Genomic DNA, 22,998 nt, shown 5'->3' with positions numbered 1-22,998 from the left:
TGTTATAACCACATTATACAAGGAGGAAATTACTTGTTATATGCATTAATTCTAGCTGGTGGAAAGGGTACAAGACTCTATCCTCTTTCGAGAGCAAAGAATCCTAAGCAGTTTTTAAAAGTTATAAATAATAAAAGTTTTTTAAGAGGTACAGTGGATAGAATATCTCCTCTAGTAGATAAAAAAAATATATATGTTATTACTAATGAGGAATATATAGATAAAGTTCAAGAAGAACTTCCTGATATAGATAAGGAAAATATATTTTCGGAACCGGAGAACAAGGAAACGGCTACATGTATTGGATTTTCAGCAGTAAAACTATTAAAAAAGGATCCATCTGCCACTATGATAATTTTGCCATCAGATCATTATATAGGGGATAGAGAATTATTTTTGAGTACTATAAATCAGGCAGTTGAGATTGCAGAGAAAAAAAGGGCACTTGTAACTATAGGAGTTAAACCAACAAGGCCTGAAACAGGATATGGATATATAGAAATGGGTGAACTTATAAATACCTGTATAGCTAGTTTTAAGGTAGAAAGATTTTTGGAAAAACCCAATTTGGAAGTTGCCAAGGATTTGATACTTAAGGGAAATTATCTTTGGAACAGTGGAATGTTTGTATGGAGGGCAGATGTATTTCTAAGAGAAATGCAAAAATATCTTCCCAAGATGTATAAAAGTATGCTTGCTATATATCAAGATTTAGGGACAGAAAAAGAAGTATATACTATAAAGGAACACTATAGTATAATTAGTGGTATTTCTGTAGATTTTGGAATAATGCAGAAAACAAGAAAGGCTTATGTAGTTAAATGTGAGTTCTTATGGGATGACATAGGTACGTTTACTGCACTAGGAAGATATTTAAAGAAATATAAGGGAAATAACTTAAGCGGGAATACATTTGTAGAATCAAGTGAGAATTGTACAGTTTTTGGAGGGGAAAAGCTTATAGTAGCATTTGGAGTTAAAAATTTAATAATTATAGATTCTAAAGATGTACTATTAGTTATGGACAAGAGCAAAGATCAAGAAGTAAAGTACTTGGTTGATATTTTGAAAAACAAGAATAATCTTAAGAGATATTTGTAAGTATATAAATTAAAATACCATACAGTGTACTAAAATCACTGTATGGTATTGATTAATTCTAATTTTTGATATCGGGATAATTGCTTTATTTGATATTCTCGCTTCAGGGCATCATTTTTGGAATCATATTTTTCAAAGTACATCAGTTCCACGGGTAGCCGTGATCTTGTGTACTTTGCACCCTTACCATTATTATGAATCTTCAATCTTTTTTGGATATTGCCGGTATAACCGGTATATAAAGTATTGTCATGACATTTTAATATATAAACATAGTACATTATAAAATCTCCTTATATTTTAGATACATAGATATTATCTTTTATATAGAATCTCCATAAATAGTCAGCTGCTTCTTCTGCATAGTCGATTCCTATTCTTTTTGAAGATTGTATTTTAAAATTATGTAAATTGCTATCTAATATATATAATTCATTATTACATAGATCTTCACCGTTCTGTTTCCTATCTATTAAAAGAGCCTGACATAGTTTCCCAGGGCCATTAGTGATATTTTTTCGTTGGTATTTTGAAAGCTCAATGTAGTGTTTATTAAATCTATTAAAAGATAATTCATCTAGATTGTCTACAGGTTCTAATGCTCTTACAAGTATGGCTGTTGGAATACCCTCTTTTTCTGTTGTTATATTAAAACAATTATATATTCCATATATCATGAATACATAAGAAATTCCTGAAATACCATACATGACTTCAGTCCTTTTAGTTCTTCTTCCATTGTAAGAGTGGGCAGCTTTATCTGAGATTCCCTTGTATGCCTCCACTTCTACTATTTTTCCTGAAAGTGATTTACCGTTTATATTGTGTACCAGTATTTTACCTAAAAGATCTTTTGCAACTATTAAAGTGTCTCTGTTATAAAAATCTCTTGTAAGTTTTTTCATATAATTTACCTTCCTATTATATAGTGTGTTTTAATAATAGATTATATAAGTTTATAATAATTTGTCAAATTTAATATATTGGATTTATATGCTTTATTTTATAGTATTTAATTGATATAATTATATTAACCAAACATCATATGTTTGGATGTAGTACATTTGGAGGTTATAAAATGCATCTTAATAAACCCGTTAGAGTGTCATTGTCAAAACAAATATTAAATCAAATGGAACAACTTATACTTGAGGGCAATTGGGCCGTAGGGGCAAAAATACCTTCTGAACCAGAGCTGGTAAAACAATTTGGGGTGAGCCGAAATACCATAAGAGAAGCTGTTCAATCTTTAATAAATGCTGAAGTATTAGAAGCTAAGCAGGGTGATGGTACATATGTTAGGATGTCAAACCGATTTGAGGCTGCTATGTTAAATCGTTTAAAAAAATCAGATATACTGGACGTATTGGAAGCTAGATTTGCCATTGAAAAAGAGGTAGTTAGATTGGCGGCTATAAGACGTACAAATAAGGATCTTAAAGTGCTTAAAATACATTTACAAGACAGGAATAATTGTACAGACAATTCACAGGAGAATTTGGAAAAAGATGTGGAATTTCATATTGCAGTGGCACGCTCAACACATAATACAGTGTTATTTGATATTTATAAATATGTATATCAGTATATACGTGATAATATAAATAATTCTTTAGATATTTCAGAATTTGGAGCCGAACAAGATTATCTTCATGACGATTTGTTTGATGCAATTGAAAAACAAGATCCTGATATGGCGGAGAAGTTAACATTGGAATTAATTAAATTTAACCAAAAATTATTGAACGATAAAAATTAAAAATTAGGGAGTAGTGAACTTATGAAAATACTTTATTATGATTGTTTTTCCGGAATAAGTGGAGATATGAACTTAGGAGCCATGATAGATATTGGAGTAGATAAAAATCACCTTATATCAGAACTTGCAAAATTAAAAATTAATGAATATAATATAATTATAAAACAAGATACTAAAAATGGTATTTCAGGAACAAAAGTAGATATCATCATATCAGAGGAAATTCATCATGTTCATGATTCGGTTCAACATCAACATTATCACCATCACAGAAACTTATCCGATATTAAAAATATTATAAATTCTAGTGAATTAAGTCCAAAAGTGAAAAAAATGAGTCTTGAAATTTTTAAAAAGGTAGCTGAGGCTGAATCAAAAGTTCATAATAAGCCAATACAAGAGGTGCACTTTCATGAAGTAGGTGCAGTTGACTCAATAATTGATATTGTGGGTGCAGCAATATGTTTTGACTATCTGAATATAGATAAAGTTATGGCATCTAAAGTGGAAGTAGGTTATGGGTTTGTAAAGTGTGCACATGGTATTATGCCAGTGCCAGCACCTGCAACAGCAGAAATATTAAAGAATATTCCAGTAAAAGCTAAAATACCATTTGAGGCCACAACTCCAACAGGTGCAGCTATTTTGACTTATTTAACATCTGATTTTACTGATGTTAAAGATTTCAAAATAAATAAAATAGGCTATGGAATAGGCATGAGAGATAATCCTGATGTACCAAATATTCTCAGAGTATTCATAGGAGAATCTAAACAACAGGATATTTACACTGATACAGATCAAGTAAAAGTAATGGAATGTAATATAGATGACATGAGTCCAGAAGATTACGAACATGTTATGGATCTTTTGTTGGACAAGGGAGCATTGGACGTATATTTTGCACCAATAATGATGAAGAAGGAAAGACCGGCAGTAAAAATAAGTGTTTTATATAAAAGTGAACATGAGGATGATATTAGGGATGCTATTTTTATAAATACTACTACATTGGGAGTTAGAAAATATATGGTGAATCGAGATATGCTCAAAAGGGATTTTGAAAGGGTAAAAACTAAGTATGGAGAAGTTACAGTAAAGAATTGTTACTATAAAGGCAAAAAAATAAGAACTAAGCCAGAATATGAGGATTGTAAGAGGCTGGCATGTGAAAACGATGTTAGTATATTGGAAATTAAAAAATCAGTACTTATATCAAAACTTGATTAGTATAATTAAATATTGATTTGCATAATATTGTGGAGTAGGGTGATACATTGAATTCGGAAAATATAAAAAAACTATTTGAAAAAGTAAAACAAGGTTCTATGAGTGTGGAAGATGCAGTTGAAAGATTAAAAGATTTACCATTTAAAGATCTTGGTTATGCAAAAATTGACAATAGTAGAGAAATGAGAGTTGGATATCCAGAAGTTATTTACTGTGCAGGTAAAACTGTAGCTCAAGTAAAGGGTATAGTAGAAGCTATGATGGATAATAAAGATAACATACTTGGGACAAGAGCAACTAAAGAACAATACGAAGCTGTAAAAAAAATATGTCCTAAAGCCAAGTATAATGAACAGGCTAGAATTATAACAATAAAGAACAAAAAAATAGAAATGTCTAAAACATATATAGCTGTAGTAACTGCAGGAACATCAGATATTCCAGTTTCTGAAGAAGCAGCACTAACAGCTGAAATATTTGGGGAGAAAGTAGAAAGAATATATGATGTAGGAGTAGCAGGAATCCATAGGTTATTTAGTAAGTTGGAATTAATAAGAGGTGCTAAGGTAGTGATAGTTATAGCTGGCATGGAGGGTGCACTGGCAAGTGTCGTAGGAGGTTTAGTAAATAAACCAGTTATAGCTGTTCCAACCAGCATTGGATATGGAGCTAATTTTAATGGACTTTCAGCTCTTTTATCAATGTTAAACAGCTGTGCCAGTGGTGTAAGTGTAGTAAATATAGATAATGGATTTGGAGCCGCATATCTGGCAAGTATAATAAACAGATTACATTAGAAGACCAATGGAAAAAATTTATATATTTTTTTAATTTCGCTCTTATAATTTAATATATAATAAAAAATTTATAAAAAAATACAACCTATTTTTCTGACTATAATGAATAATCTATATAATGATAAAAAAATATTTATATCGTTATCATATATAATAGTTTGCTATTCAATAGTCATTAATGGCAAAATATTTTAAATATACTTATTCTGAATGATTTATGATTAAATTCTTAAAAACTATCTAATAAGTCTTTAAGTCTCTATAAATATCGTATGATATCTATGACATTATCTAATTGAACATTAAAATGGTAGAGGTTATAATGTATAAGTAGTTATAAGAAATATGTAATATATTGACACGAGAAATCATTTCTTAATTATTATTTTATCGGGAGGGAATGGCAATGAAGGTAGCAGGAATATTAGAAAGAAAAGCCAAAGATACATTGGTAAAAGCTGGTTTAGAGATACTAAACGGCAAAGACCCAGAAAAAAGCCTTGATAAGTTATTCGCAATAATAAAAAAGACAGTTGGAAAATCAAAATCTAAAATTAGTATGTCACAAATTGATAAAGTTCAGCAATTATACAATGAAAATCCAGCTATACACAAATTGGTAGTAGACATAGTTTCGAAAACTAACAAAAATTGCTTAGACAAGTTTTTTGTTAATTTTTTTGCAAATGCAGCTTGGTATGGAATACCAAAGAGAGAGGCTTTATTTGAAAAAACAGGAACAAAAGTACCTTTTACAATTCTTATAAGTCCATCTATGAGATGTAATTTAAGATGCACTGGTTGTTATGCATCTAGTTATAGCAAAAAAGATGACATTCCACTAGAAGAATTGGATAGAATTATAGGAGAAGCAAGGGACCTTGGAGTTTATTACTTTGTAATACTTGGAGGAGAGCCTTTTATAAATGACTACATGTTGGATTTATATGAGAAATACAATGATTGTATGTTCACACCATTCTCAAATTCAACACTTTTCACTGAGGAAGTAGCAGATAGATTGCAAAAACTTGGTAATGTTATACCAATGTTTTCTCTTGAAGGATTTGAAAAAGAAACAGATGAAAGAAGAGGAAAAGGTGTATTCCAAAAGGTTATGCACGCAATGGATCTATTAAAGGAACGTGGAATTCTATTTGGAGTATCTTCTGCTACAGGTAGACACAACATAGATACAGTAACTTCAGATAAATTTATTGACATGCTTATAGAAAAAGGAGCAAGAATGAGCTGGTATTTTCTTTTCATGCCTGTAGGAAAAGAGCCAGATACAAGTTTGATGCTTACTCCAGAACAGAGATTACATCTTGGAGAAAGAGTAAGAACTTTAAGAACTACAAAACCTTACTTTACTCTTGACTTCTTCAATGATGCTCCTTATGTAGGAGGATGTATTGCAGGAAAATATTATTGCCATATTAATTCAAAAGAAGATTTAGAGCCATGCATATTTGCGCATTTTGCTGTAGATAATGTAAAAGGCAAAAAGTTATTGGATGTATTTGGATCAGAATTCTTTAAATTATTAAGAGATAGACAACCTTATAACCGTAATTTGCTTATGCCTTGCATGATGATTGATAACACAAAACAAGTTAGAGATATTGTAAAGAGAACAGGGGCAAAGCCTACAGATGAAGGTGCTAGAATGATGATTGAAGATCCAGAATTCCAGAAAAAGTTGGATGATTTATCAGCTGAATTCAGACCTTATGCTGAAAAAGCATGGAAAGAGGAATTTGGTGAAAAAGGAAATTTTGAAATGTCAAAAGGCTAAAGCCAAGCTGAAGATTTAATCTTCAGCTTTTTTTATCAGATAAATATATACTTTATGATATAATATTATCAAAGATAGATCTGTTGTATTTGGGTAAGGAAGGGAGTATAGGATGTTTGTGGATAACAATAGATGCACAAAGTTAATCATAATTATATTAATGGTTGTGATTTTAAGCATGGTAGTATCATGTAAAAAGCAGGATTCCTATAAGAAGCAGGAAGTTTATAAAGGGGATATAAATATAGTAACTGACAAAAATCATGAACTTCAGTTTAAATATGCAGCGGAGGAATTTAAAAAAGTTCAAAACAAAGTAAATATAAACATAATAGTTAGTAACAATATACAAAGTAATTTTGAAAGATTTTTAAAAAATGAAGATTATAAAAAGGATATAATAAGTGTTGATAATGAAAATTTACAGTATATTGTAGATAAATATAAAGATGATATTTTAAATTTGACTAACTTGGTTTCGAGTTATAAAAACAACATAGTTTATAATAGAATCAATGATAATAGCATAGATGGTAAAATTTATTCAATGCCTTGGGATGCAACTCCCAAACTTATAGTATATAGAAAAGATTTATTTGATAGTAAGGGAATAGATACAAATGACATAAAGACATGGAAAGACTATATAGAAGTAGGCAAGAAATTGTCTAAGGACACAGGAAAAACATTTATGGGAAATTATGAAAATAATAATTTGAATTTGCTCTTTGCCAATCAACTTGATACTAGTTATTTTAATAATAAAAAATTGGATTTGGAATCCGAGAAGTGGTCAAGGATATTTGATTTGGAAAAAGAGATGTATACGGAAAATATTGTTTTAAATTTTGGTTCAGAGAGAGAGATGCTGGAAAGTGCAGAGTCAGGTAAAACGCTCACCTTTATCGGAATCCCATATTCTGTTTATAAACTTATGAAGGATATACCAAAAGTGAAAGGGGTATGGGGAATTATGCAGTTGCCAGCTTTTGAATCAGGTGGCAATACCAGTGTATCTACTAATGGAATGAATGTTATAGTAAATAAAAGTTCTCAAAATTCTCAATTGGCTTTGGCATTTATAAAGTTTGCATTGACAGATGATAAACTTCAACTAGACCTATTAAACAATACTGGAAGATTTCCTGTATATAAAACTGCATATTCATTTAAATACATGGATAAAACTGTAGATTATTTTAATAGTAATGTATGGAAAATGTTTGCTATTTCTCAACAAAGTGCCTATAATGTAGAATATACAAAGAATTTTCCAATGGTAAAAAATAAAATAAATAGTGTTTTAAGTTCAGATAATTTAAAAACGAAAGATACCAAAACATTAATAGCTATTATAGGAAAGTCACTGGAAAAAAGTTTAAAATAAAATCAAAAAATGTTTAATAAACGTTTACAAGCAATCAAATATATTATATAATATATAAGGGGAATTTAATCATAGGGATTTTTGAACATATAAATAAAATCTTTCAACTAGGATCGGAATACTAGTTAAAAGGTTTTATTTTTATTTTTATTGTGAATTTAATATTTTATTATATACTTCTATAGTTTTTTCAGAAGTCTTTTCCCAGGAAAACAGTTTAGAATGCTCCAAGGATTTTAAACTTAAGCTTTTTCTTATAGCCTTATCATTTAAAATTGCCTCAATAGAATATATCAAGGATTCTTCATCTTCTGGATTAATTAATATAGCACTATCCCCCGTAACTTCCGGAATTGATGATACATCAGATGTAATTACAGGAGTACCGCAACTCATAGCTTCAAGTGGGGGAAGGCCAAATCCTTCGTATAAAGAAGGATATACAAACAAGTCTGCTGCATTATAAAATATTGGCAGCATTTCATTTGGAACAAAACCAGTAAATTTGACGTTATTTTCAACATTAAAATTATGAGAAAGAGTTTTTAGTTTTCCAAGATCGTCTTTATCTGCACCTATGATAACCAAATCATGCTCAATATCTAAATTTTTGTATGCTTTAGAAAAAGCTTTAATTAATAAGGAGACATTTTTTCTTGGGCTAAAACCACCTATATACAGTACAAAAGGCTTACTTATGTTATATTTGATATTTATTTTATTCATACATACTTTTCTGTCAAGTGGCTTGTATTTTTTATCTGCAGCCAAAGGAGTAACAAATATTTTGTTTTCATCTATAGGAAAATATTTCAATATATCTTTTTTTGAACACTGAGATACGGTTATTATTCCATCGGCCATATTTATAATTCTAGGCATCTCTTTTAAAAATTTTATAAGGTAGCCTCTCCCAACTGTTTCAGGTAATATATAAGGTATTAAGTCATGAATAGTTATAACTTTTTTACAAGTAATATTTTCTGATATACCTATACCATTTTGAGGTACATGATATATGTCTATAGATTCATTTTTTATATTTTGGGGGAAATAATACTGTTCAAAAAATCTATGTTGTTTCTTAGATGCCATTATTATATTGGTATTTTTTTTGTTAAAATTATCATATCTTTTCCCTGACCAATATATATGATAAAAGTTTTCATTATGATTTTTTATCATATAATTTAATATTCTATCTGTATAAGTTCCTATCCCGGTACCTTTATACCAGTTGATTCCTCTTGCATCAATGGCAATTTTCATTAACTTTCACCTCCATAGTACGCTAAATCCAAAAATCGATTTAGCGGGGCTTTATCCGATAAAGGAGTCTTTTATATATTATTACTACTTGTTTAAAAAGGTGAATTATAAGATTTATCACATACATAAATGCTTATTCATATACTACAAATATAGTAATTTTGGGGGTAAGAGCTTGGATATTTTAAAAGTCAAAGAGCTTGTAGAAAATAATTATAATCTCCATATTGAATATATTCAAAAAATAAAAAATGTATATAAAATTAGCAACGATTATAATAATTTTTGCCTAAAAGTAATAAATTATGATTTTGGTCATTTTTTATTTATTATTTCTGCTATAAAATATTTGAAAAAAAATGATTTTAAAAATACACCTGAGATATTAAACACTCAATGTGGGCAAGAATATATACAGCTTGAAGATAAATTTGCATATTTAACTCCATGGGTTGATTCTAGAGTAGCAGATTATGATAATTCTTTGGATGTTTTATTGGCTGCATCTAAACTTGCAGAACTTCATAATAAAAGCTTGGGATTTAAGCTGACAGAAGATATGAATCCCAGGATTGGATGGTTTAAATGGATAGAGACTTTTAATACACGGGAAAATGAAATATTGGATTTTAAGGGAAGAATTTTAAAAAAGGATAAAAAAACAAAATTTGATGTTATGTATCTTGACAAAATGGACGAGGAAATTGAATTTTGCAAATCTTCTAAGAAAAATCTATCGGAAAGTAATTACCTTGAAAAAATGAAAATTGAAATTGTAAAAAATGGATTTTGTCATCATGATTATGCCAATCACAATGTACTTATAACAGGTGATGGTAATGTAAATGTAATAGATTTTGACTATTGTATATTAGATACTCATCTTCATGATTTATCAAGTTTACTTTTAAGAATAATGAAACATGGAAAATGGAATATGAATATTGCACTTTTTATATTGGATGCATATGATTCTATAAATAGAGTTATGAAAGATGATATTTCAATTATGGCAGGGTTTATGGAGTTCCCCCAGGACTATTGGCAGTTAGGAATACAGTATTATTGGGAGAAGCATAGATGGACTGAAGATGTATTTATAAAGAAATTAAAAAAGATATACGATGATGAAGAAGAAAAGCAGAATTTTATAGATGATTTTAGAATAAGAAAATATAGTTAAAATATTGAAAGGAGATAATAAAATGTCCCATAAAAGGAGATATAAAGATAGAAAAGAAGATGAAAATAATGATTTAGAATATTATGATAACAAAGTTAATAGTTTAAAGAAAACAGTGAAACAAATGGATAAGATAAAAAGAAGAAAAAAGGAAATTTCCGAACTTGAGAGGAAAAGAAGAAAAATATTAAAGAAAATGGATAAACATCATCATTGATTGGTTTAAAAGGAGGTAATGAGGTGAGGTGATTTTTTAGTGTATTATTTTGATCTTGATTCATGTTTCTATAAATACCTTGCAACTAAAGGAATAATTAAGGTAAATAATTTTAAATTTGAAGTAAAAGGCAAAGATATAAATATGTTAAAAATAAGTGCTCAGCTTAAAGCTATAGGCGAATTTCATAGTAGGATATTGGGATATAAAGAGCATATGAATAAAAGGCTTACAAACAATGCAGGCAGAATAGTAGAGCAATATAAAATATATATAAAGTGGCTAAAGAGAGATTTGGAGAAAATCACAAAAACAAGCAGCAGTAATGAATTTGAGAAAATAGTTGCAGAAGTAGGAAGGCATTATCTTGAAAGAGCTGAAATATGTATAAAAGAAATATATAAAAATAATTATATAGATCTTTTAAAGAGAAGTTCTAACAGATTCGAAATATGTCTTAAAAATGTTTACTTTAATAATTTAAGGCAGGAAGAGAATATAAAGATAATAAATTTAGATGGATGTTGCTACAATATGCTTGAAATGGATGCCGTTTATTTTATTAAAAAATTAAATAAAAAGAAACTAAATATAAATACTAAAAATATTGCTGCTGAATTCTGTAGAGTTGAAAATTTAGATAAAGAGAGTTTGAAGTTTATATTGTCTATGGTTGAATATCCCTATGAATTTATGAAATGCTGTAATCGGTATAGAGAAGATGTGAAAGAACAGGATAAAGAAAAACATATTCATGAGATAAAAAAGATTATAAATAAATATAATTAATCTTTAATATTTTGATATCAATACTAATTGGAGGAACTTGGAGTGGCATATAGATATAGTGATAAAAAGTATCTTATTCAATATGATCTCTGTATAGAACTTTTTAAAAGTTTTGATTTAAAAGTACATGATGTAGTACCAATTAGAAATGTCTACATGGTTTCTACTAACAAAGGTGAAAAGATTTTAAAAAAAGTTGAATATACTATAGAAGAATTAAATTATATATATGATTTACTGTCTTATATAAGAAATAGATTCCCTAGAGTAGTTAATTTTTCAAAAAATAATAATGGGGATATATGTACCATATGGAAGGGAAATATGTATTGTATAATAGATGTAGTTGATGGTACAGAATGTAATTTTAACAACCCTGTAGAGCTATCCATAGCATCAAAGGCATTAGGACAATTACATGAAGCATCTGAAGGCTTTAAAACTGATTTAAAGAGCAAATATACCAATGGAAATTTGCTCAATACTTTTAAGAGAAGAATTCAAGAAATGGAATTCTTTAAAAATATTGTAGCAATTCATGAAAAGAAAACAGAGTTTGATGAAATATTTGTACAAAATGCAGATTATTATATAGATGAGATAAAAGATAGCATAGATATGCTGGATAAGGCAGGTTATTATAAGCTCTGCAGTGAGGATGACAAAGTAGTCATATGTCACAATGATCTGGCTTATCATAATATATTAATAAACAATGGAGAAGCTTATTTTATAGATTTTGATTATGCAGTTATTGATATAAAGGTATATGATTTATGTAACTTTATAAATAAGGTAATAAAAAATTTTGCATTTGACATAGATAAGGCAAAATTAATAATTGATAATTATTGTATTACAAATACTTTGAGTGAGAGAGAATTAAAAGTACTAAATGCCATGTTGAACTTTCCTCATGATTTCTATACTATATCTAGAGATTATTATACTAAACGAAAAGAATGGGATGAAAATGTATTTTTAGACAGAATGAAGAAAAAATCTGGATATAAAGAAGATAGGAAGGAATTTTTAGAAAACTTTAACCGGAATATCTGTAGTAAAAAATGATTTGTGAAAAAGTGTAAAAAAATTGTGTGCTTTAAAGTATAAAGTACACAATTTTTTATAATTATTTTTCATTTATAATTTTATTATAAACTCTTATTGTATCTTTAGCAGTTTTTTCCCAACTGAATTGAGCAGCCCTTTTTAATCCTGACTTTACCAAATTATTATAAAGGGCTTGATTGGAAAGCACATTCAGCATGCTTTCACACAGAGAATCGGTATCCTTAGGATCTATTAATAATGCACTGTTATCTACTACTTCAGGTATTGATGTTATATTAGACGTTATTACAGGAATACCACAGGCCATAGCTTCTACAGTAGGCAGTCCGAACCCCTCATAAAGAGAAGGATATACAAATAGTTTGGCTGCATTGTATATATAAGGCAAGTGGTTAATTGATATAAAGCCAGGAAATAATACTTTATCCTGTATGTGCAGTTTTTCAGCACATTGCTTATATATACTATATGATTTTCCACGATTACCTGCTATAACAAGGTTTATTGGTTTTTTATATGAAGAAATAAATTTACTGAAACTTTTTATAATGCCTATTATGTTTTTTCTAGGACTAAAACCGCCTACATAAAGTATAAAATCATCTTTTATATCATAATATTTCTTAGCTATATATTTACTTATATATTTATTGAGAGGTTTATATATGTCTTCACTGGCAAGTGAAGTTACATATATTTTCTCTTCAGGAAAATTAAAAGCTTTTACTATATCTAATTTAGAAAAATTTGATACTGTGATTATGCCATCACACATTGGTACTATTTTGGGGATATATTCTGAAAATAATTTTAAATATCTATCACTCACAGTTTCAGGCATTTTGTAAGGAATGACATCATGGAGTGTTATAACAAATTTACAATTTTTTATAGCAGGGAGGCCAACTCCATTTTGGGGAATGTGATAAAGCTGTATTCGCCCATTTTTTAAAATATTTGGAGTATTTACCTCATCCCAAAAATTATTTTCATTATTGCTTTGAATATTATTCAGTATAAAATTCTTTCCAAGATTCATCTCTTTTCTGCAGATTTCAGGCATAAAAAGAGTATAATCATTTATTCTGTCTATTTTATTCAAGCAATTTATTAACTGGTAGGTATATGTTCCTATACCAGTACCCCTGTACCATTTGGCAGCACGTCCATCAATTCCTATTCTCATGATAAAATTCCCCATAAACTTAGTATATTTCATTATATTAAAATATGGACAAAAGTGTTAATGTCATTCTAAATTAACAGATATATTCATATAAATATACAGAGGTGATTAAACATGATGCGAGAATTTGAAATAGAGAGACAATTTGGCATTAAGATTGAGAGTATAAAACCTAATAGAGGAGTGTACCTCTTAAAAACCGACAAGGGTTTAAAATGTTTGAAAAAAATAAATTATGGTACTCAAAAACTTTTATTTGTATACGGGGCAAAAGAGCATCTTATAAATAATGGATTCCCAAGGGTGGACAAATATTCACTTAATACAAATGGTAATCCATATGCACTAGTTAATGAGGACATATATACTTTATCTGAATGGATACCAGGTAGAGAATGTGATTTTAAAGATGACTTGGACATTAAAAATGCAGCAAGATGTCTTGCTAATCTACATGAATGTTCCAAGGGGTACGAGCCACCGGAAAATAGTAAATTGAAAACAGATCTAGGAAGATGGCATCATCTTATGGAAAAGAGAGTTAGATCTTTTGACAAGATGAGAGATATGAGTAGAAAGAAGAACAACAAAGGTAAGTTTGATATGAATTACATTAAAAATGTAGAGTTTTATAAGGACTTTGGAAAGAGAGCTATAAAGGTACTTCAGAATTCCAAGTACAATGAATTGTGTGCTGTTACAGAAGAAGAGATGAGCTTCTGTCATCATGATTATACATTTCACAATATTATAATAGACAATGATAATAATGTGAATGTTATAGATTTTGATTATTGTAAAAGAGAGATAAGAGTGTATGATATTTTTACCTTTATGATTAAGGTTTTGAAAAGAGTAAATTGGAGTATGGACTATGCAAAACTTATATTGGATTCTTACAATGAGGTGAGTCAACTTAAAGAGGAGGAATACGCGGTGCTTTTTGCATTTTTACTATTTCCCCAGCGTGTTTGGAGACTTTCTAACAGGTATTATTATAATGAAGTAAATTGGCCTCTTAATACTTTTAGCAATAAACTAGAACAATTAATTTTAGAACGTGAGAAATATGTGAATTTTATTGATGAATTCAAAGAATATTATAATTTAAAAGAAGTATAAATAAAATTTCCTAAAAACCCTGTTTAGTTAAGGAAATAGCTAAATGGGGTTTAACTTTTTATATTCACGAAAATAACCTATATACATACTATATATTATTATGACTACTTGTGCGGGGATGAAAATATGAAAATTGGTGATTCTGTTGTAAGAAAATCTTATGGACGAGATATAACTTTTAAAATAATAGATATAGAAAATACAAAAGAAGGAGTTTTATATAAATTAAAAGGAAGAAATATTAGAATAATTGCAGATGCTAAAGAAAGTGATTTGGAGATAGTTCCTGAAAAGTCTTTAACGGACGGTGAAAAGATATTTAACAAAAAAGTTAATAATTCAATTAAAACTATTTTGACACACAGGGATGGTTTTAGAGGGGGATGTGCCGAGAGTGAATATAAAATGCGAAAATTTGCTGATAGTAAATCTAAAAATGAACTTGCATTTGGCAGACCAGGTAAAATACTTCATGTAGATGGTGATAAGGACTATTTGGATGTATGTCTTAAGGTATATAAGCAATTGATGCTTGATGTAGTTGGTGAAAACATATCAGAGGCAGAGCAGCCTAAAAAGATAGTTGAGCTTGTAAAAAATATAAAGCCTGATATAGTAGTTATTACTGGACATGATGCCATATCTAAAGATACTTCAGATTATACAGATTTAAACAATTATAAAAACTCAAAATATTTTGTAGAGTCAGTTTCAAAACTTAGAAACTATGAACCAAATTATGATGATTTAGTAATATTTGCAGGAGCTTGCCAATCGTGTTATGAAAGCATACTTGATTCAGGGGCAAATTTTGCAAGTTCCCCAAGTAGAGTGTTAATTCACTGTTTGGATCCAGTATTTTTATGTGAGAAAATAGCTTATACCAATATAGAAAAAGTAGTATCTATTCAGGAGGCATTGGAAAATACTATAACTAGGACAAATGGAATAGGAGGTCTTCAAACTAGAGGAAAATATAGGGAAGGATTTCCAAAATCACCATACGCATAAAAAGTGTGGAATTTGTAAATAATATTGCTTATATGAGTCAATTAAAGAAATTTTAATAAATAATCAGTTAAATTAGGCTATATAAGCTTTGTTTACAAAAATATAATATTGACAAAATAAATTATTTACATTACAATATAAAGTTTCACTTGACATAATACCCATACGGGTATATAATAAAATTGTGGAGAGAAGGTGTTTAATATGGCAAGACCAAATGTTTTGGCTTCTATAAGAAGAAATATCGAGGACCACGTAGGTGATAAAGTTACCTTAAAGGCAAACGGTGGCAGAAGAAAAGTTTTTGTAAATGAAGGGATAATTGAAAAAGCTTATCCCAGCATATTTGTAATTAGACTAGACAGTAACATTAGACGAAAAGTTTCCTATAGCTATTCAGACATTTTAACTAAGACAGTTCAATTGGTATTTTCAGCATAAAACTTATAGTAAAATTCTTAATCTCATCGAATATTTTATTTCAAATAATAAAATGAATACATTACAATTAAATATATATTATAAGAATACAAACAAGTGAGTTGTCTAATCATACTTCATTTGCAATTGAGAAATGAAATAGCTAGAATGTATTCATAAATTAAGGTACATTTATAGTACAATAGTTCATGAATAATGAAGTTTATAACAAATCTCTTTGATTATGCTCCATCTATTTTAGATGGGGCAATATTTGTCTAATTATATATTTATTATAATACAATTCCTAACTCATAATCAATATTTATATACAAATAAATTTTATTAACAATTTAGTGGAATATTTTTTGTGGTTTGACTATATAAATAAACTAGTAGGTTTTATGAGGAGGGTTAATTAACATGAGTATAGATTTAATTAGAGAAAATATAGAATGTGAACAACTTCTTGCCGAAAATTTTTGTGATACTGTTATAAAAGCAGAGTATGTTATACCTGATACTCATCCTGATGTTTTAAGTGTTTTAGTTTTAGATGCAAATCCAACTATAACAAATAAGGAAGTAATGCAGGATAAGGTATTTCTAGAAGGTAAAATAGATTACAATATAATTTATTTGGCAAAGGAAGATAATGATACAGGCGTATATAGTACAAATTATACGGGAGAGTTTTCAAACTATGTAGAAATAGATGGAGCTGAACATACGATGCTTTGTGATGCTGACTGCTATATTGAACATATAGATTGTACCATGGTAAATGAGAGAAAAGTTGAAATCGAAGGAATTATAAAATTAAAGTCAGAAGTATATAAAAATTATGATTTTGAAGTTATCAAAGACATAGCTGGATCAGATGATGATATACAGATGCTGAAAAATCCTGCTACTTTAGACAAGATACTCGGAACAGTTCCGGGAAGTCTAATAGCTAAGACAGAACTTCAAATACCATCTGACAAACCACAGATAGGAAATATATTGAAGATTGATGCAACTGTTCATAAAAAGGATATAACTATACTTGAAGATATGGTACAGGTAGAAGCTTATGTTCTCATTAAAATGCTATATAGAGGAAAAGAAACTAAGGAGATTGCAGTTATAGAAGATGATGTACTCGTAAATAAGGAATTGGAGTTAAAAGGAGTAACATCTTCTATGGACAGCTTTACAGATTTCAATGTAGATGGAATAGAATATAGTATTAGGGAAGATGATTTAGGTGAGGATAGAATAGCACAGATAGAGGTGCTGGTTAATTCAAATACTAAGGTTATGTATAAGGAAGACATGGATATAATTGAAGATGCATATTCGCCTCATTCACCTATGAAAATAGATAAAAATGACTATGCTTTAAATGTTATACATGGACAGAACACTTCTGATAATATGATTAAGTCCAACATATCAATAGAAGACGGTCAAACACTGGACAAAATATTTATGTGCCATGGTGATGTATGTATTACAGATAAAAAAATAGTAGAAGATAAAGTAGTAGTAGAAGGTATATTAAATATAAAAGCATTATATAGTATTTCAACTGGCTATATAAAAAAAGCTAACGAGGAAATACCCTTTAACTTTTCTGTTGATATACCAGGAAGCAAAATAGATATGCAGTGTATAGCAAAGGCCTCTCTTGAGAGTATAGATGCTGAAGTGGAAGTTAATACTATATCTATAAAGGCAGTAGTACAAATTTATGCAATGGTTAATTATATCACTCATAAGGAGTTTTTGATAGATGTAGATACTGCAGATGGAGAAGTTCCTCAAAAGAATTCAAGTCTTACCATATATGTTGTTCAAAATGAAGATACTTTGTGGAAAATCTCAAAGAGATATTATACTACTGTAGAAGACCTAGTTAAATTAAATAATATTGAAGATCCAGAATCCATAAAGATAGGTGATAAACTTCTTATACCAGGCAGAGCCATTATAAGTTAAAAAATAGAATATACAAGTGATTTAATCAAAACGTAAACTTCAGTATTTTAATTTAAAACTGGAGTTTTTTCTTATGGGTATAATTATTTTAAATATGGTTAAAATATAACATATCTATAGGAAAGGGTGCGTCATTTTGGAAGAAAAATTAGAGGGAAACCTGATAATAATAGGGGGAGCAGAGGATAAAAAAGGTGATAAAAGCATATTAAAAGAAATATGCAGTAAACTAAATAAGGAAAAAGACATATTGGTTATAGCAACGATAGCTTCTGAAATTCCCGAAGAGCTTGGCAATGAATACAACAATATATTTAGAAATTTAGGAATAAAAAATATAAGAATATTGAATATAGAAAATAGAAAAAATGCTTATGACAATGATAATATTGAAAAAATTAAAGATGCGTCTTTAGTTTTTTTTACAGGAGGAGATCAACTTAGAATAACAAGTCTTATTGGAGGCACACCACTTTATTTGAAAATTCATGAGCTGTATAAAAACGGATGCATATTTGTTGGAACTTCAGCAGGAGCATCTGTAATGAGTGAAACTATGATAGTTACAGGCCCGGATGATGAATCACCTAAAAAGTGTACCTTGAAGATGGCACCGGGACTTGGACTTATAAAAGGGGTTATAATAGACCAGCATTTTGCTCAAAGAGGAAGAATAGGGAGACTTCTTGTAGGGATTGCAGAAAATCCAGAGAGTTTAGGCATAGGAATAGATGAGGATACTGCCATTGTAGTTAAAAATGATGGTGAAGTTAATGTTATAGGATCTGGAGCCGTATATATAATAGATGGTTCTCATATAAGCAGTAGTAATGTTTCAGAGCAACATCCAGAAGAAATATTATCAATATTTGACGTGAAATTACATGTGCTTAAAAACGGAAATAAGTTCAATATATTAAATAAATTACCGTACAGCGATTAGGAGGATTTAATTAAGATGAAAATAGATAAGATTAGAGTTTTTGAGGGAAGAAATATATATTCTCATAAAACATGCATTAAAATGTATGTGGACTTAGAAGGATATAGTGAAATCCCAACTAAAGATATAAAAAACTTTAATGAAAATTTACTAAAAACTATACCGGAATTAAATGAACACAGATGTGGAATAGATGAAGATAATGGATTTAGAAAAAGACTTTATGAAGGAACTTATCTTGCGCATGTATGTGAACATATAATAATTGCAATTCAAAATATGCTGGGCATTGACATAGCTTATGGAAAGTCACGGGAAATAAGCGGAGATAAATATTATATAATATATCAGTATGCCCTTAAGAATACGGCAGTTCAAGTGGGTAAGACAGCTGTGGATTTTGTCAATGCCTTAGTAAATAATGAAAGATATGACTTCAACAAGGCATTTAATCTGCTGAGAGATACTTTAAGAAATGAAAAAATAGGTCCTAGCACCGCATCCATAATTGATGAAGCTAAAAATAGGGGAATACCTGTAACTAGAATAGGAGATACAAGTGTATTTCAATTGGGCTATGGGAAATACAGTAAAACCATAGAAGCGACTATATCTTCAGATACGAAGGCCATAGCTGTGGATCTGGCATGTGATAAGCTTCTTACAAAGGAAATATTGAGGAATCAATGTCTTCCAGTTCCAGAAGGAGAAATGGTAAAAGATATAGATGATTTAAAGGAGAAAGCTGAGGAGATTGGCTATCCTGTAGTCTTAAAACCGAGAAGAGGCAATCAGGGAAGAGGGGTTTTCCCAAATTTGAAAAATCAAGAGCAGCTTATAAAAGCTTATAAACTGTTGGCTGGGGATTTTAACGACATAATCGTAGAGAAGAATATATCAGGCAAGGATTATAGAGTATGCGTGGTAGATGGGAAAGTTGAAGCAGTATCTCATAGAATATCACCTTATGTTATTGGAAATGGAGTAAGTACGGTAAAACAACTTATAGATGAAATTAACAGTGATACTATGAGAGGATATGGACATGAAAAACCACTTACTAAAATAAAGGTTGATGAAAAACTCAGAACACATATAAAAAAAGAAAATTATACTCTAGATAGCATACTTGAAAAAAATAAAAAATTAGTATTAAGAGAAAACGCAAATTTATCTACAGGAGGAAAAGCGGAAGATTGTACTGATATGATATGCCGTGAAAATGTAGATATTTGTGAAAGAGCTGCCAAGGCGATAGGGCTAGATATTTGTGGAATAGATCTATGCTGCAGTGATATAAGTAAATCTGCATTTGAAAATGGGGCTATACTTGAAATTAATGCTGCACCAGGTATAAGAATGCATCAATATCCAAGCAAGGGAAGGGCTAGAAACGTATCCAAGGCAATATTAGATGAATTATTTAAGAATTCATCTAGTAGTATACCAATCATATCTGTTACGGGAACTAATGGAAAAACAACAACTACTAGACTTATAGCTCATATCCTGCATACTGCAGGATATAGCGTAGGGATGACGACAACAGGAGGTATTTATGTAAATAATAAATGTATATATACAGGAGATACTACAGGATATTATAGTGCTAAAGCTATATTAAACAATTCTGAGGTGGAAGCAGCGGTTCTTGAAACTGCCAGGGGAGGAATAATAAAGAAGGGTCTTGCCTATGACAGAGCTGATGTGGGAATAATAACAAATATAACAGAAGATCATCTGGGAATAGACGGAATAGAGACAATGGATGATCTTGCATATGTCAAGTCACTTGTAGGAGAAGCTGTAAAGGATAATGGATATGCAGTGTTGAATGCAGATGATTTGGTAAGTATAAGCATAATAAACAGAATTAAAAGCAGGATGATAATGTTTTCTAAAGATAAATATAATACAATACTGAGAAACAATATAAAAAAAGGTGGATATGGTATTTATGTAGATAATAAAGTCATATATCTTGAAGAAGACAATAATACTATACCGATAATTAAAGTTTCAGATATAAAAATATCCCTTGATGGAAAATTAATGTATAATGTTGAAAATGCGATGGCGGCTTGTGCAGCTGCTGTAGCGCTGAATATTAATTATATGTATATAAGAGATGCACTGAAAAATTTTTATGGGAATTCACTTCTTAATCCAGGAAGATTTAATATATATAAGCTAAACGGGTCAAAAATCATTTTGGATTATGGCCATAATATAGAAGGTTATAAAGCTGTAATAAATGGAATTAAAAAATTGAATCATAAAAGATTAGTTGGAATAATAGGAGTACCCGGGGATAGATCTGATAGCAGCGTAGAAGAAATTGGTAGGATTTCAGGTAAAAGTTTTGATCGTATATATATCAAGGAAGATAAAGATAGAAGAGGTAGAAATTTAGGAGATATAGCTTCTATTTTAAAACGAGGAGTGTTGCAAACTGGTTTTGATGTAAAGGAATTAAGAACCATATTAGATGAAAAATCTGCACTTGAAGATGCTATAGACAATCAAAAAAATGGAGATATAATAGTAATATTCTTTGAGAAATTAAAGCCGCTCCAGGATTTGGTAAATAGGAAGATAAGAGAGGAAAGTTCAAAAAAGCCACAAAATTCACAGATAACAGTTTAATGATAAAAATCAATGTAGAGTTAAATCTAGAGTTTTAGTTTTATTTGTAGTAAAATATAAGAATAAAATTAGTTTTACTGGAATAAAGCTAAAACTTGGAGGGGAATATGTTAGTTAAAGCTTATGCTAAAATAAATCTGTCTTTGGATGTAATAGGTAAAAGAAAAGATGGATACCATCTCTTGAAAACAATAATGCAGACTATAGAATTATATGATATTATAACGATAAATGAGATAGAAAAGGGAATAAAGTTATATTGCAATAAACCATATATACCATCTGACAATAGGAATTTAGCCTATAGGGCTGCACAATTATTTATAGATAAATATGGCATAAAATGTGGAGTCCAGATAGATGTGAGGAAGTACATACCAGTTTCAGCAGGCCTTGCCGGAGGAAGCTCGGATGCTGCTGCAGTACTTAGAGCTATGAGAGATAAGTACAGGCCAAAGGTCAGTAATGAAGAATTAAAAAAGATAGCTTTAAGGATAGGCACAGATGTAGTCTATTGCATTGAAGGTGGAACTGCACTTTGCGAGGGAATAGGAGAAAAGGTTACTCCTGTTAATTCATTTAAGGATCACATATTATTAATTATTAAACCGCCATTTGGAGTGTCCTCAAAAGATACATACAGTAATTTAGATATAAATAAAATAAACAAACATCCTGATATTAAGGTTCTATTAAATGCTATACAAGAAAATAATATTATTAAACTATGTGAAAACATGAAAAATGTCTTGGAAAATGTAACTTTAAAGAAGCATTATATACTGAGGCAGATAAAAAAAGAAGCTTATAATCTTGGAGCTATAGGCTCACTTATGAGTGGGAGCGGATCTGCTATATTTGCTTTTTTCGATGATATGTTAAAAGCCCAGCTTTGTTATGACAAGATAAAATCCAAATACAATGAAGTATTTATAACGAGAACTATTTAGTTTGTAATAAGAACTATAAAAATATTCAAATGATATTTTTATAGTCCTTTTTTTATGCAATTATATTGCAATAAAACGAATAAACAGGTTTAAAAAAGCAAATCCTATTTTAAGGGATAATCTTATTTTATAG

Annotated in this window: 21 protein-coding genes; 17 read left to right on the top strand and 4 right to left on the bottom strand. The window is 29.5% G+C overall.

The window, feature by feature from the left end:
- The first annotated feature begins 33 nt into the window (after positions 1 to 33).
- Positions 34 to 1,101, top strand: a complete 1,068-nt coding sequence (locus J418_RS0102110; RefSeq protein ID WP_017751728.1) for a mannose-1-phosphate guanylyltransferase — start codon at positions 34 to 36, stop codon at positions 1,099 to 1,101.
- A gap of 35 nt (positions 1,102 to 1,136) precedes the next feature.
- Here the strand turns inward: J418_RS0102110 and J418_RS0102105 are convergent, their stop codons facing one another.
- Positions 1,137 to 1,382, bottom strand: a complete 246-nt coding sequence (locus J418_RS0102105; RefSeq protein ID WP_017751729.1) for a GIY-YIG nuclease family protein — start codon at positions 1,380 to 1,382, stop codon at positions 1,137 to 1,139.
- A 12-nt stretch (positions 1,383 to 1,394) separates the two neighbouring features.
- Positions 1,395 to 2,006 carry a DNA-3-methyladenine glycosylase gene (locus J418_RS0102100; protein ID WP_017751730.1) on the bottom strand — a complete coding sequence of 204 codons (612 nt, stop codon included), beginning with the start codon at positions 2,004 to 2,006 and terminating at the stop codon, positions 1,395 to 1,397.
- A 173-nt stretch (positions 2,007 to 2,179) separates the two neighbouring features.
- On the opposite strand from J418_RS0102100, the gene J418_RS0102095 reads away from it, so the two are divergent.
- From J418_RS0102095 to J418_RS0102075, 5 genes are all read left to right on the top strand, one after another.
- Positions 2,180 to 2,860, top strand: coding sequence for a FadR/GntR family transcriptional regulator (locus tag J418_RS0102095; RefSeq protein WP_017751731.1), 681 nt, complete (start codon positions 2,180 to 2,182; stop codon positions 2,858 to 2,860).
- A 21-nt stretch (positions 2,861 to 2,881) separates the two neighbouring features.
- Positions 2,882 to 4,090 (top strand): nickel pincer cofactor biosynthesis protein LarC, encoded by a 1,209-nt coding sequence (larC, locus tag J418_RS0102090; RefSeq protein WP_017751732.1) that lies wholly within the window; start codon positions 2,882 to 2,884, stop codon positions 4,088 to 4,090.
- A gap of 47 nt (positions 4,091 to 4,137) precedes the next feature.
- The gene (gene larB / locus J418_RS0102085; protein ID WP_017751733.1) at positions 4,138 to 4,887 is read left to right on the top strand and encodes a nickel pincer cofactor biosynthesis protein LarB; all 750 of its coding nucleotides are present in this window, start codon (positions 4,138 to 4,140) and stop codon (positions 4,885 to 4,887) included.
- Between the two features lie 406 nt (positions 4,888 to 5,293).
- Positions 5,294 to 6,685: a radical SAM protein gene (locus J418_RS0102080; RefSeq protein WP_017894702.1), complete on the top strand. Its 1,392-nt coding sequence runs from the start codon at positions 5,294 to 5,296 to the stop codon at positions 6,683 to 6,685.
- 112 nt (positions 6,686 to 6,797) lie between these two features.
- A complete protein-coding gene (locus J418_RS0102075; protein WP_017751735.1) occupies positions 6,798 to 8,072 on the top strand; it encodes an ABC transporter substrate-binding protein in 1,275 nt (424 codons plus the stop codon).
- Between the two features lie 147 nt (positions 8,073 to 8,219).
- On the opposite strand, the gene J418_RS0102070 is transcribed toward J418_RS0102075, so the two are convergent.
- Positions 8,220 to 9,341 (bottom strand): glycosyltransferase family 4 protein, encoded by a 1,122-nt coding sequence (locus J418_RS0102070; protein ID WP_017751736.1) that lies wholly within the window; start codon positions 9,339 to 9,341, stop codon positions 8,220 to 8,222.
- A 175-nt stretch (positions 9,342 to 9,516) separates the two neighbouring features.
- On the opposite strand from J418_RS0102070, the gene J418_RS0102065 reads away from it, so the two are divergent.
- Genes J418_RS0102065 through J418_RS0102050 form a run of 4 tightly spaced genes read left to right on the top strand, consistent with a single transcriptional unit; the run spans position 9,517 to position 12,601 of the window.
- Positions 9,517 to 10,524 carry a CotS family spore coat protein gene (locus tag J418_RS0102065; protein ID WP_017751737.1) on the top strand — a complete coding sequence of 336 codons (1,008 nt, stop codon included), beginning with the start codon at positions 9,517 to 9,519 and terminating at the stop codon, positions 10,522 to 10,524.
- A 22-nt stretch (positions 10,525 to 10,546) separates the two neighbouring features.
- The gene (locus J418_RS0102060; RefSeq protein ID WP_017751738.1) at positions 10,547 to 10,741 is read left to right on the top strand and encodes a hypothetical protein; all 195 of its coding nucleotides are present in this window, start codon (positions 10,547 to 10,549) and stop codon (positions 10,739 to 10,741) included.
- Positions 10,742 to 10,780: 39 nt separating this feature from the next.
- Positions 10,781 to 11,530, top strand: coding sequence for a hypothetical protein (locus J418_RS0102055; protein WP_017894701.1), 750 nt, complete (start codon positions 10,781 to 10,783; stop codon positions 11,528 to 11,530).
- A gap of 42 nt (positions 11,531 to 11,572) precedes the next feature.
- The gene (locus tag J418_RS0102050) at positions 11,573 to 12,601 is read left to right on the top strand and encodes a CotS family spore coat protein (protein WP_017751740.1); all 1,029 of its coding nucleotides are present in this window, start codon (positions 11,573 to 11,575) and stop codon (positions 12,599 to 12,601) included.
- 61 nt (positions 12,602 to 12,662) lie between these two features.
- On the opposite strand, the gene J418_RS0102045 is transcribed toward J418_RS0102050, so the two are convergent.
- The gene (locus J418_RS0102045; RefSeq protein ID WP_017751741.1) at positions 12,663 to 13,790 is read right to left on the bottom strand and encodes a glycosyltransferase family 4 protein; all 1,128 of its coding nucleotides are present in this window, start codon (positions 13,788 to 13,790) and stop codon (positions 12,663 to 12,665) included.
- 114 nt (positions 13,791 to 13,904) lie between these two features.
- Here J418_RS0102045 and J418_RS0102040 point away from each other — a divergent pair, with 114 nt between their 5' ends.
- The 7 genes from J418_RS0102040 to ispE all read left to right on the top strand — a co-directional run bounded on the left by J418_RS0102040 (position 13,905) and on the right by ispE (position 22,865).
- Positions 13,905 to 14,912 (top strand): CotS family spore coat protein, encoded by a 1,008-nt coding sequence (locus J418_RS0102040; protein WP_017751742.1) that lies wholly within the window; start codon positions 13,905 to 13,907, stop codon positions 14,910 to 14,912.
- A 126-nt stretch (positions 14,913 to 15,038) separates the two neighbouring features.
- Entirely contained in the window at positions 15,039 to 15,923 is an 885-nt protein-coding gene (yabG, locus tag J418_RS0102035; protein ID WP_017894700.1) for a sporulation peptidase YabG, read from the top strand.
- A gap of 204 nt (positions 15,924 to 16,127) precedes the next feature.
- The gene (locus tag J418_RS0102030) at positions 16,128 to 16,364 is read left to right on the top strand and encodes a Veg family protein (protein WP_017751744.1); all 237 of its coding nucleotides are present in this window, start codon (positions 16,128 to 16,130) and stop codon (positions 16,362 to 16,364) included.
- A gap of 402 nt (positions 16,365 to 16,766) precedes the next feature.
- Positions 16,767 to 18,326 (top strand): DUF3794 and LysM peptidoglycan-binding domain-containing protein, encoded by a 1,560-nt coding sequence (locus tag J418_RS0102025; protein WP_017894699.1) that lies wholly within the window; start codon positions 16,767 to 16,769, stop codon positions 18,324 to 18,326.
- A gap of 136 nt (positions 18,327 to 18,462) precedes the next feature.
- Positions 18,463 to 19,269 carry a cyanophycinase gene (locus tag J418_RS0102020; RefSeq protein ID WP_017894698.1) on the top strand — a complete coding sequence of 269 codons (807 nt, stop codon included), beginning with the start codon at positions 18,463 to 18,465 and terminating at the stop codon, positions 19,267 to 19,269.
- Positions 19,270 to 19,284: 15 nt separating this feature from the next.
- The gene (gene cphA, locus J418_RS0102015; protein WP_017751747.1) at positions 19,285 to 21,915 is read left to right on the top strand and encodes a cyanophycin synthetase; all 2,631 of its coding nucleotides are present in this window, start codon (positions 19,285 to 19,287) and stop codon (positions 21,913 to 21,915) included.
- A gap of 107 nt (positions 21,916 to 22,022) precedes the next feature.
- A complete protein-coding gene (gene ispE / locus J418_RS0102010) occupies positions 22,023 to 22,865 on the top strand; it encodes a 4-(cytidine 5'-diphospho)-2-C-methyl-D-erythritol kinase (RefSeq protein WP_017751748.1) in 843 nt (280 codons plus the stop codon).
- Positions 22,866 to 22,998 lie beyond the last annotated feature (133 nt).

It is taken from the genome of Clostridium tyrobutyricum DSM 2637 = ATCC 25755 = JCM 11008, from assembly GCF_000359585.1.
GTDB lineage: Bacteria > Bacillota > Clostridia > Clostridiales > Clostridiaceae > Clostridium_B > Clostridium_B tyrobutyricum.
This window is presented reverse-complemented; position numbering and strand designations above follow the sequence as displayed.

Coding starts and splice junctions, on each gene's coding strand:
- J418_RS0102105 (WP_017751729.1), bottom strand. CDS start 1,382: ATGTACTATGTTTATATATTAAAATGTCATGACAATACTTTATATACC.
- J418_RS0102100 (WP_017751730.1), bottom strand. CDS start 2,006: ATGAAAAAACTTACAAGAGATTTTTATAACAGAGACACTTTAATAGTT.
- J418_RS0102095 (WP_017751731.1), top strand. CDS start 2,180: ATGCATCTTAATAAACCCGTTAGAGTGTCATTGTCAAAACAAATATTA.
- larC (WP_017751732.1), top strand. CDS start 2,882: ATGAAAATACTTTATTATGATTGTTTTTCCGGAATAAGTGGAGATATG.
- J418_RS0102080 (WP_017894702.1), top strand. CDS start 5,294: ATGAAGGTAGCAGGAATATTAGAAAGAAAAGCCAAAGATACATTGGTA.
- J418_RS0102075 (WP_017751735.1), top strand. CDS start 6,798: ATGTTTGTGGATAACAATAGATGCACAAAGTTAATCATAATTATATTA.
- J418_RS0102070 (WP_017751736.1), bottom strand. CDS start 9,341: ATGAAAATTGCCATTGATGCAAGAGGAATCAACTGGTATAAAGGTACC.
- J418_RS0102060 (WP_017751738.1), top strand. CDS start 10,547: ATGTCCCATAAAAGGAGATATAAAGATAGAAAAGAAGATGAAAATAAT.
- J418_RS0102045 (WP_017751741.1), bottom strand. CDS start 13,790: ATGAGAATAGGAATTGATGGACGTGCTGCCAAATGGTACAGGGGTACT.
- J418_RS0102040 (WP_017751742.1), top strand. CDS start 13,905: ATGATGCGAGAATTTGAAATAGAGAGACAATTTGGCATTAAGATTGAG.
- yabG (WP_017894700.1), top strand. CDS start 15,039: ATGAAAATTGGTGATTCTGTTGTAAGAAAATCTTATGGACGAGATATA.
- J418_RS0102030 (WP_017751744.1), top strand. CDS start 16,128: ATGGCAAGACCAAATGTTTTGGCTTCTATAAGAAGAAATATCGAGGAC.
- J418_RS0102025 (WP_017894699.1), top strand. CDS start 16,767: ATGAGTATAGATTTAATTAGAGAAAATATAGAATGTGAACAACTTCTT.
- cphA (WP_017751747.1), top strand. CDS start 19,285: ATGAAAATAGATAAGATTAGAGTTTTTGAGGGAAGAAATATATATTCT.
- ispE (WP_017751748.1), top strand. CDS start 22,023: ATGTTAGTTAAAGCTTATGCTAAAATAAATCTGTCTTTGGATGTAATA.